This is a genomic window from Lysinibacillus xylanilyticus, from assembly GCF_001183605.1.
In the GTDB taxonomy this organism is placed as follows: Bacteria; Bacillota; Bacilli; order Bacillales_A; family Planococcaceae; genus Lysinibacillus; species Lysinibacillus xylanilyticus.
Genome location: NZ_LFXJ01000002.1, coordinates 281,057 through 297,573, shown reverse-complemented (window position 1 = coordinate 297,573; position 16,517 = coordinate 281,057). Strand labels below are relative to the sequence as shown.

Here is a 16,517-nt window from a genome sequence, read left to right as displayed (position 1 = left end):
CACCCGACTGGTGAGGACTAATAATTAGTGAGGATGAAGTAAATCCCCACTGAATCAATTATACCTCAGCATAATTGCGTCCCGAGGCTTTAACTTTACACAGCTTTTCGTTGGAAATATAAATATCCGGCAAGGAAAAACAGTACGAATCCTCCTCCTACAACTGTTAATAATTGATCCCAAGGCACGAAGAAAACATCACCTGTATTGCCTCCTACATTCATCATCAAGAAGGGCTGTCCCCATGGATAGTAAGGTCCAAAACGTGCAGAATTGACTGCTAATATAGATGGTAAAGTAAAAGTGACGTTTACTGCAAATGGAGCAGCAAAACTTTTAAACATGATGGACGTCCATAGCTGCAACGCTACTAATGGCATTGTCGCTAACCATCCGCCAAGAATACTTTTCCACACAATTTCCATTGGGAAAGGATCTGAGTAGCCTTTCATAATACCTACTACATATATAGAACATAAATATAGTATCTGCATCGCCAACACAAGAAGCATAATTAATACATACTTTGCAACAAACACTTTCCCTCTTGTCACAGGTAATGCTAAAAGTTGTTTCCAGCCACCAGATTGATGTTCATATCTACAAATAAGACTCGCAAATACTCCTGAAATTAAAGGTAGGAATAATAATGCATACAATAAATTCATAGAAATTAATGAGCTATACCATTCGTTAATTCCAGAACCTGACATGTCACTAAAATTTGATGTTAATCCGATAAAAAGTCCGATTATCGGCCCCGCAAAAATTAATGGCACCATTTTAGATTTTCGCAGTTTAAACCATTCAGCGCTCAGTATAGACCCCATTACTTTACATCCCTTCTAGCAAAATCTATCATTCCGATAATATACAGTAAAATACCAATGCCTACTCCAAGCATGACATTAATAACGGGCTCATCCCATTGATTCATTAAAGATGGCCATTTCCAAATCATCCAGTCAGGCAAGACAAATGATGAATAAGCAAATATAACACCGAAAATACCTACTGTAATTGGTATCCCCTGATTATGACAAACGCTTGCAATCCAAAGCTGAAGTGCCAATATTGGCAGCGAAGCAAAAAATGGATAATACGCAAATTTAGCAATTTCCGCATATGGTATGCTATCACCTAAATCTAAAAACACACCATAAGCCATTGAAAACAACATTAAAATCGTGGAAGACATAAACAATAATATTGCTAGAACAGTGAATTTTGATAAATACACTGTTAATTTAGATACCGGTAGCGCAATTAATTGCTTCCAAGCGTTCGTTTCATTTTCAATACTCGCAATAAATGAAGTTAAAATAGCAATCCCTAAAACTATAGCAAGTGGTGTAAATGAATGAACGTTTAATAAATAGTAGCCCCAATCGTCCTCGCTTTGCTCTAACAAATAGTCCCTTCTTATACCATAGTTAACCATTTGTAGGGCAACAACACCTATTGGTCCTAAAGCTGTTAAAAACCATAATCCTTTGCGTTTAATTTTCAAAAAGTCAGAAGTTAATAGTCTCCCTATCATAGCGTTTGCTCTCCTGTTGTCATTTGAAGGAAAATCTCCTCTAAAGATCGCTTTTCTTCCTCTACTCGATAAACTGAAATGCCTTCTTGTACAAGGATTTGTACAATATGCGCTACTTTTTCATCTGAACATTCATCGAATAAAATTAGGTCATCCTTATGTTCTGCCTTAATGCCATTTGCAACTAGTGAACGCCAGCCCTTTTCACTATCGCTCACTTTGATTACTACCTTTGGCTGAGCAAATCTACGCATTGCTTCAATAGAATCTTGAAAAATCATTTTCCCCTTCGTAACAATGCCCACTTGCGTTGCCATTTGATCTATTTCAGATAATAAATGGCTAGAAATAATAATCGTCATTCCATGTTCTTCAGGAAGTCGTTTAATCAAATTACGAATTTCAATGATACCAGATGGATCAAGCCCATTCGTTGGTTCATCTAAAATAAGTAATTCAGGATTATGTAACAAAGATGCAGCAATACCTAAACGTTGCTTCATCCCAAGAGAAAAGCCTTTTACTTTTTTATCTGCAGCATCCTTCAAACGAACAATTTCTAATACTTCATCAATGCGTGACTTCGGTACACCTAAAATTTTCCGTAACGCTTCTAAATTTTCATAGGCTGTTAAATGTGGATAATAGGAAGGGTTCTCTACTAATGAACCAACCTTTGCTAAAATATTAATTCGTTCTTTCTTTAAATCTTTTTGGAAGATTTTAATTGTCCCAGAAGATGGCTTCATTAATCCAAGAAGCATACGAATCGTCGTAGTTTTCCCCGCTCCATTAGGTCCTAAAAATCCATATATTTCACCTTTACGTATTTTTAAATTTATATTTGATACAGCTTGCTCTTTACCAAAGTTCTTCGATAAATTTTCTGTTTGTACGATATATTCCATTGTCCTCACCTCTGTAATTATCATAAGTAATGAAGGTTAAAAACAGGTAAGGTCCAAGTTTAAATTTTGTTTAAAAAAGATACTTTATCATAACGTGGGTTGATTTCCGTTCCGGCCGGGCGCTTTGTTGCTGTCGCTTCGCTTTCGCACAGATAAAACATTTGCCGCTGACGCTTCGCTTTCGCGCAGAGCAGAGCTTCCTGGGGGCGTCCGATGAGCCGCTTCGCTTCGCTGCAGGGTCTCGGGCCAACAGATGTTTTTTGCGCGAAAGCGTAGTGCTAACGCAGCGTCAGCAGCAGGATGTTGGTCACGAAGGCGTTATCACAGGACGTGATGGTTTTAGCCTTCGTTCCTCTATTGCAATCCCCGAGGAGTCACCCAGCCTCCACTCCAATCAACTTATTTACATGGCGTACGTTTTAACAAATGGCATCCCTACTTTTGTGATGAGCATTAAAAAGAAGATAGCAATTCAATTCCAATCGCCTTACTATAAAGTACTGCTCCATTCTACTTTCCCAAGAAGTCTATATGTATTATGAATAAAAAAACAGCATGCCATAAGCTTTGCTGGCATACTGTTTGGACAATTACTGAAATGAAGCATGCCTTAGCATGCTTCATGAAATATTCTATTTGTAGTGTTTAATTTTAATCTTTGTGCCGGATTCGCTGGACTCAATATCCCAGTCTAAATCCATGCCCTTCACCATAATATCAACAATTGATAAGCCAATACCAGCACCTTTGGCATCGGATTCATTTTTCATTCCTTTTCCGTGATCCTTTATGATAAATGCATCATAGTGCTCCGTAGATTCGGTTTCCACACCAATGTATTTCCCGCTATTCGCATGTCGTAAAATATTTTGAAATAGATTATCGAATATACGTCCAAGCCAAATCGAATCGACTTGCCATTCATTTTTCTCAAATGGATGTAGCTCAATATCGATTTCAAAACCTTCCTTTTCAAACACCGGATACCATGTCGTCATTTGCTCACGTACAAAACGTATAACGTTGATGTCCTTCGGCTCGAATTTATATTTACTAGCAGTCAGCAATGTATAGGACATTAAATTTTCTATTAAAGTGTCAATATTAACAATTGAAGTTTCCATTGCCTTAATCGCTTGTTTTCCATCCTCTGATAATGTCTCTTTACTAATTGAATATGCTTGCGCTCGTATTTTCGTTAATGGCGTTCGTAAATCATGTGATAAATTAGCAATCAATTCACGTCTTAGCTGTTCTTCCTTCTGCTCACGATTCTTACTTTCCCTAAGCTCACATACCATGTGATTAAAGCTATGTTCAAGCTGACCGATTTCATCCTTCTTCTTGACCTTTGTTGCAATAGGTAAGCCGTCTACATCACGAATTTCCATCGCTTCCTGAAGATGCAATAATCGTTTTCGAATCCCTCTGAAGAATAAGAAAGATATAGCAATGAAAAATAAAATAACCGCAATAACGCCAACAATTAAAAGGTTCCCATACTGTTCATAAACATTTTTAAGAGGTGGATTAAACACTTCTCTAGGAATCTCAAAAACGATAAACCCATTTGATTCGTCCTGTCCTAAAAAAGCTATCACTGTAAACGGATCTTCTCCATAATGATCTTTTATAAATTTTGTCGTAAATGCTGGTGTCCATTTTAATGGTAATTGCTCCGTCACATTCAATGTTGTAAGTAATGTACCGTCCTCACTTACCCAGAACATGGATGATTTAGGGTATTGACCCTTCCAATCTTTAAAATGTTGAGCAATCGTTTCCTCTGTGACATTTTTTATACTCTTAGCTTCTTCAAACCATTTTTCCTCTACTTCGCTTTCCCTGAGAACTTCACTTGAAAAATCAGTTTTTCCTATTCCAAACACAAAAGCGGCAATAGCAAAATAAGATAATTGAACAATAAAAATGGCTGAAAAAATAATCAACATATACTTTGCTAATAATGATCGAAAAAATTTCATAGCTTCACCCTATATCCAATGCCTCGAATGGTTTCGATAATCGTCGGTTTGGCTGGATTAATTTCTATTTTTTCTCTTAAGTATCGAATATGCACCATTAATGTTTTATCGCCTTCTATGTAACTTTCACCCCAAACACCTTCATAAAGCTGTTCCTTCGTTAAAATTTGATTTAAGTGGCGGATAAAATACTGTAATAGATAGAACTGCTTACCCGTTAATTGAATTTCTTCATCTGTCTGCTTATTGATAACCCGCATATCTTTCGTATAAATTTTTAAATGTTGAAGATCTAGCACATCATCATTCTTTTGATATCTTCTTAGTAAAACCTCAACACGAGCTATAAGTTCATCTGGATGAAATGGTTTTGTCAAATAGTCATCTGCGAAGTTAAGACCCTCTATTTTATCCTCTACAGCAGTTCGTGCTGACAGCATCAAAATTGGGATTTCTTTATTTTCGCGCTTAATTCTTTTGCCAATCGAAAAGCCATCTAAGCCTGGAAGCATCACATCCAATATAGCGATATCCTTAGAGGCTATGTGCTGATCGACCTCTTCACCAGATTCAAGCCATGTAACCTCATATCCTCTTTCTGATAAATCCTTTGTAACCCATTGAGCAATCTCTTTTTCGTCTTCTATGTACAATATGCGATACAATGGTAATCCTCCCAATCTAATCTATATTTTAGAAATAAATGTTATTCTGTATTATACGACTTCATAGATTTGTACTCAATCGTTGTCTGTAAAGTGAGAGATTCATTTAATAACACCACATTTAGGACTAGTTATGTCGATAAAATTAAAAAGTTAGGTGATAAATTTTAAAAGTTGGGTGATAAAATCGAAAAGTTGGGCGATAAATTTTAAAGGTTGGATGATAAAATCAAAAAGTTGGGCGATAACAATCAATTATGCCTCAGCATAATTGATTCCGGAATCGGCTTTGTGCTTAGACCTGCAAATGTTTTTGCGCGAAAGCGTAGTGCTAACGCAACGTCAGCGGCAAGATGTTGGTCACTCAGTCGTTGCCACAGAACGAGGCGTTCTTAGACTGAGTTCCTCTATTTCTGCGATAAATTAACAATAATTCTCGATAAAGTAAACTAACAATAAAAAAACGTATTTGGATTCCCCAAATACGTCTATATCTTTAATTATTAGTAATAATCAACATATCATTATCATCAAACTGCCACATGTCCCCATAAGCAACTTCCCAATAGTAGCCGTTTGGGTCTTGGAAATAGCCACTATAGCCACCCCAGAATACAGTTTCGGGCTCCTTGACGATGTTCGCTCCTGCCTTTTTAGCTAAATCAAATACTTGATCTACCTCTTCTTTAGATTTCCCATTATAAGCGAGTGTAATTCCGTTAAAGCCATTGCCCATAGCCGGGGGATTTGCTTCGTTAATATCTTTTACTAAACGGTTAATCGGAAACAGTGAGATTTTTGTACCTCCATTATTAAAGAAAATAACATCCGGGTTTGTTTCCTCACCATAAACAATCACTTCAAACCCCAGACCCTCTCGATAAAAGCTAAGAGACTCGACCATATCTTTTACACCCAATGTAATCAAATTTAAACGATTCATCCCATTCTCTCCTTTATATCAATTTCGCCTTGGCGTAATTGTAGCTGTCGCTGCGCTTTCGCTACAAAAAACATTTGCCGCTGACGCTTTGCTTTCGTTACAGAAAACATTTTTCCTGAATGAAGATAAAAGCATCAATTACTTATTCTATTTCAAGCATTGAATCCCCTTCCACCTTCTGTAAGCCGTTCACTTTGCTTCTGTCCATATACTTTTTGTATAAGCCATTCTTAATCCACAGCGCTCCATATTATTTTGGCTTATAGATGCAAATTTTGCGTGACCTATCATTAAACTACAATTTTGTTGAAGAGCTTCGTTGATACGAAACTGTATTAATACTTGTTGAATCCCTTGATTCCGGGCTTTTGGTTTCACGGCAGATGCGGCTAAAATGGCAGTTTCATCATTTATATACAAAGAGCCGATACCAACGTCCTCACCTTGAAGAGACGCGTATAAAACGACCAACCTGGCTTGTCATACAAAACTTTATCTTCATTCAGTAGAAAGACTCCCACCTCTGAAGGTGTTGAAATGAGTTCGGTTGCGGTTCCTTTTCAGTGGGTGTTCAAACACGTACTGAATGAAGATAAAGCCTCCGGCGGATGTCACAGATTTTAAAAGGAATGAATCGTGCGAGCACAATTCAAAATCCGGACGCAATTACACCAAGGCGAAATTGATTATTCGCTGTGACACTTTCCGATAAAAATGCTGGCATACCAAAACCTTCAACATAGATATTTCCGTAACAATCAAATTCGGCTTCATCGATTTGTCTTATTTTAATAGAAGAATCCTTTGATTTCCCAACCATCTCTTCGTTTAGCTCACAATATAATGTTGCATGAAAATCACTCTGATAAAGACCGGCGTTATGTAATTGTTGTAGTGAAATAGCATTTGCGTATTGTGGAGCTAAATCAAAACGAGCTGGTATTTCTCTTGCTCTATAAAAGCTAAGGATTTTATCTATGGTATTCTCCGAACTAAAACTATCGCCCTTTACCACATTGTAAGAGGGACCGGGGATATTTTTTATGGAGAAAGCATAGGCACCATAAAATTGACCAATCTCAACTCCCATAGCATTGTTCTGAATTTCCTTAATTGCATTCAGCCTCGACTCAAACATCTTGATTTCCGTCATTTCAAAGTGATCTGCCAAGTTTTTCGTCATTACCACTCATTACTCACCACCCTATAAGTTTTACTTATCTTCCACTAATTGTAACCTACACAGAAGACCAAATTACATAAACTAATAAAAATTTCTTACAGTGAACCATTGATATCTCACAAAAGTAACCTCCACGTTTCTATGAAACTAAAAAGTGCGTACTTTTTTTTGCAATGGTATGGCAGCATAATGAGAAAGCAACAAAGCACAAACGAAAATTGGAGGACAGAAAAATGATTAATCATTTACAAGATAAAATTACATTAAATAACGGCTTACAAATGCCTGGTATGGGTCTAGGCGTATTCCTAGTACCGAATGATGTTACAGCAGAAATGGTAAAAAATTCAATCGAGGTTGGTTACCGTAGTATCGATACTGCCGCTATTTATGGTAATGAAGCAGGTGTTGGTGAAGGTATTAGACAAGCACTAGCAACTACTGGTTTAAAACGTGAGGATTTATTTATTACATCTAAAGTATGGAACGATGGCTTGAGCTATGAAGAGACAATTGCAGCATACGAAGACAGCTTAAAAAAATTAGGGCTAGATTATTTAGACCTTTATCTTATTCATTGGCCAGGTAAAAATAAATTTGCAGAATCTTGGAGAGCACTTGAAGATTTATACGAGCAAGGGAAAATTAAAGCTATTGGGGTATGTAACTTCCAAGTATCACACTTACAGGATCTTCTTAAAATCGCTCGTATCAAACCAGTTATTAACCAAGTGGAACTTCATCCACGATTACAACAAACTGAGGTACGTTCATTCTGCGAAGAGCACAATATTCAAATGGAAGCTTGGGCACCATTAATGCAAGGTGGACTTCTTGAAAATGAAACTATTTCAAAAATAGCTGAAAAATATGGGAAATCAAATCCTCAAGTTATCTTGCGCTGGGATATTCAAAATGGTATCGTCACAATTCCAAAATCTGTGCGCAAAGAACGTATGCTTCAAAACGCTGATATTTTTGATTTCACACTAACTGATGAAGAAATGGCGATCATTAACGCCATGAATCTAGATCAACGTGTTGGACCAAACCCAGATGAGTTTGATTTTGTAATGTAAACGATAGCTATGTAAACGTGAAAGAGACTGTCTTATTTTCTTAGTATAGAAAACTTTTTAGACAGTCTCTTTCCAATCTATTTAAGATGTATGCTTTATTGCGATATCTTCATCACGTTGCATTAACATTACATCTTCACCTTTATCTTGAAGCATTTCGATATGTTTTTCACCCCAAGTGCAAAGCATGTTCAGCACAGGGTCCATCTCTTGACCATAAGGTGTTAGCGAATATTCAACTTTTGGCGGTACTTGATTGAAAACCTTGCGATTAATTAACCCAGACTGCTCTAATTCACGTAATTGGCTCGTTAGCATTTTTTGCGAAATGCCTGGGATAAATCGGCGAAATTCATTCGTACGAATCTTACCATGGTGGTTAAGATGACAAAGAATAATAGGTTTCCATTTGCCCCCAATGACTTCAAGAGTGGCTTCAACACCAATATTATAAGCTTTTTTCATTGTAAACCCCCTGTAATATTCAAAAGTAACTAAAAGTACCCTATATAACTTTTAGGTGTATATGAATATTACTATATACTATAAAAAAAATCAAAGGAGATATTATTAAAATGAAAGATACAAAAGTGCCGAATGCCAAACTAACATTACTCGCACTTGCGATTAGTGCATTTGGTATCGGCTCTACAGAATTTATAAGTGTCGGACTACTTCCATTAATTACAAAAGATTTTGATATAACTTTAAGTACTGCGGGTTTAACCGTATCCATATATGCACTAGGTGTAACTATTGGTGCACCACTTTTAACAGCATTAACATCGCGCCTTAGTCGCAAAAATGTGTTACTGCTCGTTATGGTGCTATTTATTATCGGTAACTTACTTGCAGCCTTAGCACCCTCATTCTCATTACTACTAACTGGGCGTGTTATTGCAGCATTGGCACATGGTGTGTTTATGTCCATTGCCTCTGTTATAGCTGCAGATGTTGTGGCACCTAATAAACGAGCAAGTGCAATAGCTTTTATGTTTACAGGACTAACATTAGCAACTGTGACTGGTGTCCCACTAGGAACTTTTATTGGACAAATAACTGATTGGCGAATGTCATTCATTTTCATAGTTATCATAGGTATTATTGGCTTAATTAGTAATGCCCTACTTGTACCTAGTCAATTAACTAAAGGGGATCCAATATCTATTCGAGATATCGGGAAAGTATTAGGAAATATAAGAATGCTCTTAATTCTCTTTATTACTGCAATTGGATATGGTGGCGCATTCGTAGTGTATACGTATATTTCTCCTATTTTAGAGCAGTATATGGGCTACTCACCTAAAGCAATAGTCGTGATTTTAGTTGTATACGGTATTTGTGTTGCCATCGGTAATACATTAGGTGGTTATTTTGCGAATAATAACCCTTTACGTTCTATTTTTATTATCCTTATTGGCTTAGCATTAGCGCTACTCGGCATCAACTTCTTTTTAGAATCATCAATCGGTGGATTAATAATGGTCTTAATTATGGGGCTATTTATGTTTATGAATGTACCGGGATTACAGCTTTATGCCGTTCAGATTTCAGAAAAATATATACCATCAGCTATTTCAATGGCTTCAGCATTAAATATTTCGGCCTTTAACATCGGTATTTTTCTAGGATCATACATGGGAGGAATCATCGTTCGCCAACAATCATTAGCTCATACTCCTATATACGGATTCGGTATGGTGATGGTTGCTGCAGTTACTACGTTACTATGGTTACTCTTTGATAAAAATAAGGACTAGTTCTCTCTAGGATAAAAATAATGAAAGGAAGCCTTAACCAGACATAAGGCTTCCTTTTTATTTTTATCCCATTTTAAGGAAAGCATCGTTAAAATAGGCCGTAAAAAATTCTAATGCCGAGAACTGAATCCCAAAAGAGCTTAATAAGCATCAGCCGTTAACACCGAAATTCTTTATTGTACATAAGATAAAGTATCAGCTATAGGATAGGAGGAATTTAGTTGTATTACAATCCTTATCCGTATTTTGTCTATCCTAATTATTATCCGGCATGGGTAATGGCAAATCAACCAACAATTCAACACCCTTCTGGCCATCTAGCAATGCCGACAAACCCAACGAATAGAAGTCCATTCCCAATCGTCAATACAAAGAAATTGAAGACTTCCGCGAAACAGATCAAGGTTCTTATGCAGCAAGCACAATTACTTACGGATAAAATTGATGAATCAGAGCAATTTGCGCACGATCTTATGAACGCAGCACAACAATCAAATAAAACAGAAGTTGAAAAGTTAATTGCGTCAACAGGCATTACTATCAAATTCGAAACTACCTACACACCAGATGGACTTCGAATAACATTTACTGAAATTAGCTGTTGTAAGCTAACACTAATTTGGGGTTGGTGAAGAATTGGTCCTTTGATGAGGGCCTCTTTTTTTTGCCTTTAGCTCTTTATGTATTTTAACCATGTATCCCTATTGAACTTGTAAACTATAAATAAATATGCTAAAGTATTCGTAAACTTTATTTCTGAAAATTCTTATATCGCATTTTCTTATCAAGAGAGACGGAGGGATTGGCCCTATGAAGTCTCAGCAACCAGCCTATAGGTATGGTGCTAATTCCAACTTGGCAAAATTCAGCCTTGAGAGATGAGAAGACTTACTGCAGTTGCTTTGCATAAGAGTCCTCTTCTACAAGGAGGACTCTTTTTTTATTGTTACATTCAAAATAATTAACAGAAAGCAGGGAAATATTATGGCAAACGAACTTTTACAAGCAATTCAACTATTGAAATCGAAAGAATGGGTAGATTTAACACATACATTTGGTCCAAATTCTCCACATTTCTTTATGTTTGATGATGCAAAATTTGAAACATTATTTTCACATGATGATGGCTTCTTTGCACAGCAATTCACTTTCCCAGGGCAATACGGAACACATATCGACCCACCTATCCATTTCGTGCGAGATACACGCTATTTAGAGGAATTGGAGCTAAAAGAACTAGTGCTACCACTTATCGTTATTGATAAATCGAAGGAAGCTGAAGTTAATAACGACTATACGTTAAGTGTTCAGGATATTCTTAACTTTGAAGCCGAATATGGAGAAATTGAAGCAGGTACCTTTGTTGCGTTGCGTACAGATTGGAGTAAACGTTGGCCAGATAAAGAGTCTTTCAGCAACAAAGATGCTGATGGCAATAATCATCTTCCTGGCTGGGGATTAGAAGCGTTACAGTTTTTATTCAACGAACGAAAAGTAAGCGCTATTGGCCACGAAACCTTCGATACGGATTCGGCAACAGATTTTCGTAAAGATGGTAAGTTAGACGGCGAATACTTTGTGCTAGAGCAAGATACTTACCAAATTGAGCTTATGACAAATTTAGATAAGCTACCTCCAAAAGGCGCTGTAATATTCAATATTGTACCGAAGCCTGAAAAAGCATCTGGATTCCCTGTCCGTTCATTCGCAATATTACCTTAATAAAGCAATAGGTCTGATTCAATAAATATTGAACCAGACCTTTCCTTATAAATTATTTGGTGAATTCTTTCTTTTGAAAACAAAATAAACAATCAACATAATTATTAAGAACAATACTATGAGATAAATACTGTAGTGGGATAAATAAAACGCAACATAATGCCATTTCTCTCCAAGTACTTTTCCTAAAGTAATAAAAGTAAATGTCCATATAATTGCTCCCGTATAAGCAAAGAAAGCAAATTTTTTAAAAGGATAATTATTGATAGCCGCAATATACGCTGTAAGATGACGTACACCAGGAATAAAATACCCTACTAATAATAATACTGGTCCAATTTTTTCAAATAAATTTTTAGTGAAATCAATTTTCTGTTCAGTAATATGGACTTTCGAACCGTATTTTCGTAATAAAGGTAGCCCGAATTTATAGCCTATATAGTAGCTCAAGGTAATTCCCCCTGCTGCGCCAACCATAGCACTGATTAATGCCGGAATATGTGCAAGAGTTTCACGATATACGCTATACCCTACATATGTCAAAAATATTTCATCAGGAAGTGGCAGCCCGACAATTCCCCCTACTAGGATAAGAATGATGCCAAAATATCCATAATGTTCAATAAGAGATTGCACATGATGCGCCATAAATCCATCCCACCTAAAGCATAATATTTTTTAATAGTTAGCTTTATCATAACTCAAAGGAGACAACATTATGAGTATTATGGATTAATACAGTTTTCTCCATTAAATTATTTGTAGCTCACGTAGAGCAAAATCAATACCATCCTCAGTTGATTTCTTCGTTACATAGTCAGCGACTTTTTTTAATGCTTCGCTACCATTGCCCATTGCAATACCAATGCCAACCTGCTCCAGCATGTCAATATCATTATCTCCATCACCAAAAGCAAGTGCTTCCTCAGGACTCACGTCGAAATAATCTAGTACAGCTTGGACAGCAATTGATTTGGAAACATCATGTTGCAAAACATTTGTAATGTACGGATGCCATCTTTTAAATAATAAATGAGGAAATTTTGAAGTATACTTTTTCTCTATATCCTCATCACCATATAAACACATTAAATAAACCTCATGCACTGAAATATCTTCATTAATATTAGGGAACTCTAGTAAAGATAATGTTTCTTGCATAGCTTTTAATGTCTTTTCTTCTTTGACGTTATTCATTGACAATTGTTCTGTAAAAAAAGATAGACTTTGCTTATTTTCATCAGCAAAAACCTTAACTTCCTGGACAATTTCTTTTGCAACAGGTATTTTATGTATTACTTGATCTTGATGCTTAACATAAGCACCATTAGCTGTAATAAACGTCTCTATTCCTACATTTCTTAAATCCTGGCACATTGATAATGGTCTTCCTGTAGCAACAACAATATGCATTCCTTTGTTTTTTAATTGCTCAATAGCATTCTTTGCACTCTCTACAATACGACCATCTTCATAATTAACAAGCGTTCCATCTACGTCAAAAAATACAATTTTATAGTCCATCGTTCTCTCCTTATCATTTTGTATATTTTCATCAGGTATATTGATTGACCACTTTTATCATTTCCATTAATTAGAGGCATCACGAGGGGTGATTTCCGCTCCTGTAGTGAACCTTTTTATCAGTCAAAATAACCCTATATTTTCCCAAACAACACACTTTTAATTTTACATTAAGAAACATCTTTATATCAAAATGAATCGTAGGCATTATTACTTATATAACATTTTTTATTAATTAAATATTTGTACGTATTATGACAAACTAAGCTGATCGTATAAATTACTTCAACTACACCGATAAACACTATTACGGGTACATATCGAAATTTCAAATAACTAAGAAGGTAATAAACATTTTTATTTTAATAATTCTAAAGGAGTATACCAAAGAACATAGAATTGTTAATATAAAGATAAATAAATTAAATACATTGAACGATACTATCCATCATATAAATAGAACAAAAGAAATAATAATCGTCTGTATGTAAAGGAGTTGATTCTTATGGCATTTAACATTTATTACTATGAAAGTAGTGTAGATTGCAAGTTTTGCAAAAGGCATTTTACTACATATAAAGTTCGCCCTAATCGATATAAAGTTATCGAAGAACAAACAGACTTCATGCCAGTTTACGAAGGTTTAAACCCGTTATTGTATGAAGTTGCCGTTTGTCCACATTGTGGCTATGCTTACCATAAATCTATGACAAGAACATATGGGCCTTTCATGCTTCTTATTGATGAGCTGTACATAAAAGAGCTACAAAAACCAATGGATATTTGCAAGGAACGTACGATCGATGATGCCATTGTAAGCTTTAAATTAGCTTATCTTGTATCAAGAGCATCCATGGAAGAGTCCCTTCTTATGGCCAATTTCGCATTAAAAATAGCCTGGCTATATCGCTTAAAAAATGATAGTGAATCGGAAATGCGCTACCTTTTTGCTGCCAGAGATTTTTACAGCAAATCTTTTGCATCCAATCAAGAGGGCGGAGAGAGAATTCAATTTTTACATGCAGAATTAAGCCTCCGACTTGGAGATATTGCTGAGGCGAAAAAAGGATTCTCTCGATTAATAGCAGATCGAAATGTTTCTAATAAATATAGAAAACTGGCACGAAATCGCTGGGAAAACTATAAATACGATGAGCAACCGAACAAAGAGAATAAAACTATAGAAGAAGTCATTAATTGAAGTAAAACGAGGAGAGTAACAATCATGCAGCTATTTACCAAAAGGATTGATGTGAGAGAAGAAGATATTTTTTCAGAACTACATCATTTTTTACTGAGAAAAAATAATCGCTACTTAACGAATGATGAGCTAGTTGCATTAACTGGGGTTTCATCTGAGCTACTCTATAAATGGGTAAAAGCAGGAAAATTAAAAAAATCGATATTCCCTAATTTAGGCGCACCCTGCGAACGCTGCGGACAAATTACTCAGGCAAAAATCTGTGTAAGCTGCTCATCAACCCTTGTTAGTACATTAAAACAAGAGGAAAAAGATCGTGCATGGTTCAATCACATACAGCGGAATAATCAAAGAGCTAGCACTTATCACTACAAATAAAATAATTAACATCTCCACAGTGTACTTACGCTTAGGGGATGTTTTTTTATTTGCCCCCACTCAACCAATCCAAAATAAAGACATTTGACCAAATTTAAACAAAATTTAAACAAAGCCCCCTTTTTTCTTTAAATTTCATCATCTATAATTAGTCTTAACATATAGCGAAGGACTGATAGAAAGTGTCAAAAGGTAAGAAACGTAAGGTTCTATTATCATTAAGTATTGCGTTAACAAGCTTTGTAGCGTTCAGCGGAGTATCAAATGCATCGGCAGCGGTTCCAGCGATAGAAGGACGCGTAGCTTTGGAGAACAATTTTGAAGTAAAGCAAGCTCGCACATCTAGTGAAACTCTTCAAGATTGGAAAAAGTGGACAAGCGACCATGCTTACAGCTTAACATCCATTCAACCTGAAGCAGTTGGTCAACAAAACATCCCATCTACTAAATTTGAAGATTTAGAGATGTTAAAACCTTTATTGCATGATAAGCGCATTGTTTTTTTAGGAGAAAGTTCACATGGCGCGGCAGAATTTAGCCTAGCGAAAACACGTTTAATTCAATTTTTACACCAAGAAATGGGCTACAATGTCCTAGCTTTCGAAAGCGGTATGGGGAATGCCATGAATGCTCAAGGACAAATTGATAAACAAACAGCGAAACAAACGATGAAGAATGCTATTTATCCTGTATGGTGGTCAAAAGAAACACTGCCGTTATTTGAATATGCTCAAAAAACACAGAAAACAGATAAACCATTAAAATTGGCAGGCTTTGATGTTCTACAGCAAAATGCATTTACGAATGGTGACTGGCTACAAAATAGTCAACTGGCGAAACAGTTCAGTGAAGTAGAGGATCAACTTGCAGAATGGACCTTCGGTAAGGATTTAAAGGGCTATCAAAAGGTAAAACCAAGCATTATTAATATATATAAGCAAGTAAAATCACAAGTACAGCTTAAAGAAAAAGAGTTAAAAGCAGCTTATCCGAGCGAACCACATATTGTAAAGCTTATGGAACGTACTTTAGCTGACCGTATCCGTTTTGCAGACGAATATGTAGAATTATCAATTCAATCCAACATTGAAGTAGAACAAAATAAATACGATTCTTATTTTAAGACAATGGAATGGCGTGACCAATCGATGATGGAAAACTTACTTTGGTTAGCAGAGGAAGTTTATCCAACTGAAAAGTTTATCGTCTGGGCGCATAATGACCATATTCGTAAAGCACAATCCGAAGTAATGGGCTCTCCTTTTCTGGTAAAATTTATGGGTGAACGTCTACCAGATATCTACAAGAAATATAGTTATGTGCTTGGTCTTTATATGGCTGGTGGCGAAACAGCAAACAATATGGGTGAACCTATGGCCGTTTTACCGCCAACGAAAGGATCAATCGAGGATATTGTTTCATCTTCAAATAAACCATACACATTTATCGATATGCGAAACCGTCAAAATGAACGAGGAAACTCATGGATGTTTGAGCCACGTTTATCGTATAGCTGGGGAGTGATTCAGGAAAGTCTTGTTCCACGGGATCAATATGATGGCCTTCTGCTGATTGATAAAGTAAGTAAACCTCATTATATAAAATAATAATGTAAAAATAGCAAACTAG

Annotated in this window: 19 protein-coding genes and 1 riboswitch; of the genes, 8 read left to right on the top strand and 11 right to left on the bottom strand. The window is 36.1% G+C overall.

Going from position 1 to position 16,517, the window contains the following annotated elements; translation table 11 throughout:
• Positions 1 to 95: 95 nt before the first annotated feature.
• From ACZ11_RS01700 to ACZ11_RS01690, 3 genes are read right to left on the bottom strand one after another with little or no spacing between them, the layout of a single operon-like run.
• Positions 96 to 830 (bottom strand): ABC transporter permease, encoded by a 735-nt coding sequence (locus tag ACZ11_RS01700; RefSeq protein WP_049663084.1) that lies wholly within the window; start codon positions 828 to 830, stop codon positions 96 to 98.
• Positions 830 to 1,540 (bottom strand): ABC transporter permease, encoded by a 711-nt coding sequence (locus ACZ11_RS01695; RefSeq protein ID WP_049663082.1) that lies wholly within the window; start codon positions 1,538 to 1,540, stop codon positions 830 to 832. The genes ACZ11_RS01700 and ACZ11_RS01695 overlap by 1 nt, the downstream gene beginning before the upstream one ends.
• Positions 1,537 to 2,448 (bottom strand): ABC transporter ATP-binding protein, encoded by a 912-nt coding sequence (locus ACZ11_RS01690; protein WP_049663081.1) that lies wholly within the window; start codon positions 2,446 to 2,448, stop codon positions 1,537 to 1,539. Before ACZ11_RS01690 ends, ACZ11_RS01695 begins: the two co-directional genes overlap by 4 nt.
• Positions 2,449 to 2,708: 260 nt before the next feature.
• On the opposite strand from ACZ11_RS01690, the gene ACZ11_RS25450 reads away from it, so the two are divergent.
• Entirely contained in the window at positions 2,709 to 2,990 is a 282-nt protein-coding gene (locus ACZ11_RS25450; RefSeq protein WP_134008296.1) for a hypothetical protein, read from the top strand.
• Positions 2,991 to 3,080: 90 nt separating this feature from the next.
• On the opposite strand, the gene ACZ11_RS01685 is transcribed toward ACZ11_RS25450, so the two are convergent.
• From ACZ11_RS01685 to ACZ11_RS01665, 5 genes are all read right to left on the bottom strand, one after another.
• Positions 3,081 to 4,433 (bottom strand): HAMP domain-containing sensor histidine kinase, encoded by a 1,353-nt coding sequence (locus tag ACZ11_RS01685; RefSeq protein ID WP_049663079.1) that lies wholly within the window; start codon positions 4,431 to 4,433, stop codon positions 3,081 to 3,083.
• On the bottom strand, positions 4,430 to 5,098 hold the full coding sequence (locus ACZ11_RS01680; protein ID WP_049663077.1) for a response regulator transcription factor: 669 nt from the start codon (positions 5,096 to 5,098) through the stop codon (positions 4,430 to 4,432). The genes ACZ11_RS01685 and ACZ11_RS01680 overlap by 4 nt, the downstream gene beginning before the upstream one ends.
• 496 nt (positions 5,099 to 5,594) lie before the next feature.
• On the bottom strand, positions 5,595 to 6,041 hold the full coding sequence (locus ACZ11_RS01675; RefSeq protein WP_049663075.1) for a VOC family protein: 447 nt from the start codon (positions 6,039 to 6,041) through the stop codon (positions 5,595 to 5,597).
• Between the two features lie 189 nt (positions 6,042 to 6,230).
• Positions 6,231 to 6,512: a GNAT family N-acetyltransferase gene (locus tag ACZ11_RS01670; protein WP_053093184.1), complete on the bottom strand. Its 282-nt coding sequence runs from the start codon at positions 6,510 to 6,512 to the stop codon at positions 6,231 to 6,233.
• 178 nt (positions 6,513 to 6,690) lie between these two features.
• Positions 6,691 to 7,230 carry a hypothetical protein gene (locus ACZ11_RS01665; RefSeq protein ID WP_049663070.1) on the bottom strand — a complete coding sequence of 180 codons (540 nt, stop codon included), beginning with the start codon at positions 7,228 to 7,230 and terminating at the stop codon, positions 6,691 to 6,693.
• A gap of 227 nt (positions 7,231 to 7,457) precedes the next feature.
• Between ACZ11_RS01665 and ACZ11_RS01660 the strand changes: the two genes are divergently transcribed.
• A complete protein-coding gene (locus ACZ11_RS01660) occupies positions 7,458 to 8,303 on the top strand; it encodes an aldo/keto reductase (protein ID WP_049663067.1) in 846 nt (281 codons plus the stop codon).
• Positions 8,304 to 8,384: 81 nt separating this feature from the next.
• On the opposite strand, the gene ACZ11_RS01655 is transcribed toward ACZ11_RS01660, so the two are convergent.
• On the bottom strand, positions 8,385 to 8,768 hold the full coding sequence (locus tag ACZ11_RS01655; RefSeq protein WP_049663065.1) for a winged helix-turn-helix transcriptional regulator: 384 nt from the start codon (positions 8,766 to 8,768) through the stop codon (positions 8,385 to 8,387).
• Positions 8,769 to 8,878: 110 nt separating this feature from the next.
• On the opposite strand from ACZ11_RS01655, the gene ACZ11_RS01650 reads away from it, so the two are divergent.
• From ACZ11_RS01650 to ACZ11_RS01640, 3 genes are all read left to right on the top strand, one after another.
• Entirely contained in the window at positions 8,879 to 10,063 is a 1,185-nt protein-coding gene (locus ACZ11_RS01650; RefSeq protein ID WP_049663063.1) for an MFS transporter, read from the top strand.
• A gap of 221 nt (positions 10,064 to 10,284) precedes the next feature.
• The gene (locus ACZ11_RS01645) at positions 10,285 to 10,695 is read left to right on the top strand and encodes a hypothetical protein (RefSeq protein WP_049663061.1); all 411 of its coding nucleotides are present in this window, start codon (positions 10,285 to 10,287) and stop codon (positions 10,693 to 10,695) included.
• A 146-nt stretch (positions 10,696 to 10,841) separates the two neighbouring features.
• Positions 10,842 to 10,948: riboswitch (SAM riboswitch) on the top strand.
• Between the two features lie 99 nt (positions 10,949 to 11,047).
• The gene (locus ACZ11_RS01640) at positions 11,048 to 11,785 is read left to right on the top strand and encodes a cyclase family protein (RefSeq protein ID WP_049663059.1); all 738 of its coding nucleotides are present in this window, start codon (positions 11,048 to 11,050) and stop codon (positions 11,783 to 11,785) included.
• A 45-nt stretch (positions 11,786 to 11,830) separates the two neighbouring features.
• Here the strand turns inward: ACZ11_RS01640 and ACZ11_RS01635 are convergent, their stop codons facing one another.
• Positions 11,831 to 12,433, bottom strand: coding sequence for a DedA family protein (locus ACZ11_RS01635; RefSeq protein WP_049663057.1), 603 nt, complete (start codon positions 12,431 to 12,433; stop codon positions 11,831 to 11,833).
• Between the two features lie 102 nt (positions 12,434 to 12,535).
• Complete coding sequence (locus tag ACZ11_RS01630; protein ID WP_049663055.1) at positions 12,536 to 13,309, bottom strand: Cof-type HAD-IIB family hydrolase; 774 nt, start codon at positions 13,307 to 13,309, stop codon at positions 12,536 to 12,538.
• A 505-nt stretch (positions 13,310 to 13,814) separates the two neighbouring features.
• Here ACZ11_RS01630 and ACZ11_RS01625 point away from each other — a divergent pair.
• From ACZ11_RS01625 to ACZ11_RS01615, 3 genes are all read left to right on the top strand, one after another.
• Complete coding sequence (locus ACZ11_RS01625; protein WP_049663052.1) at positions 13,815 to 14,510, top strand: DUF2225 domain-containing protein; 696 nt, start codon at positions 13,815 to 13,817, stop codon at positions 14,508 to 14,510.
• A gap of 24 nt (positions 14,511 to 14,534) precedes the next feature.
• Positions 14,535 to 14,888 (top strand): hypothetical protein, encoded by a 354-nt coding sequence (locus ACZ11_RS01620; protein ID WP_049663048.1) that lies wholly within the window; start codon positions 14,535 to 14,537, stop codon positions 14,886 to 14,888.
• Between the two features lie 182 nt (positions 14,889 to 15,070).
• Positions 15,071 to 16,495, top strand: a complete 1,425-nt coding sequence (locus ACZ11_RS01615; RefSeq protein WP_049663046.1) for an erythromycin esterase family protein — start codon at positions 15,071 to 15,073, stop codon at positions 16,493 to 16,495.
• The last annotated feature ends 22 nt before the right edge of the window (positions 16,496 to 16,517 follow it).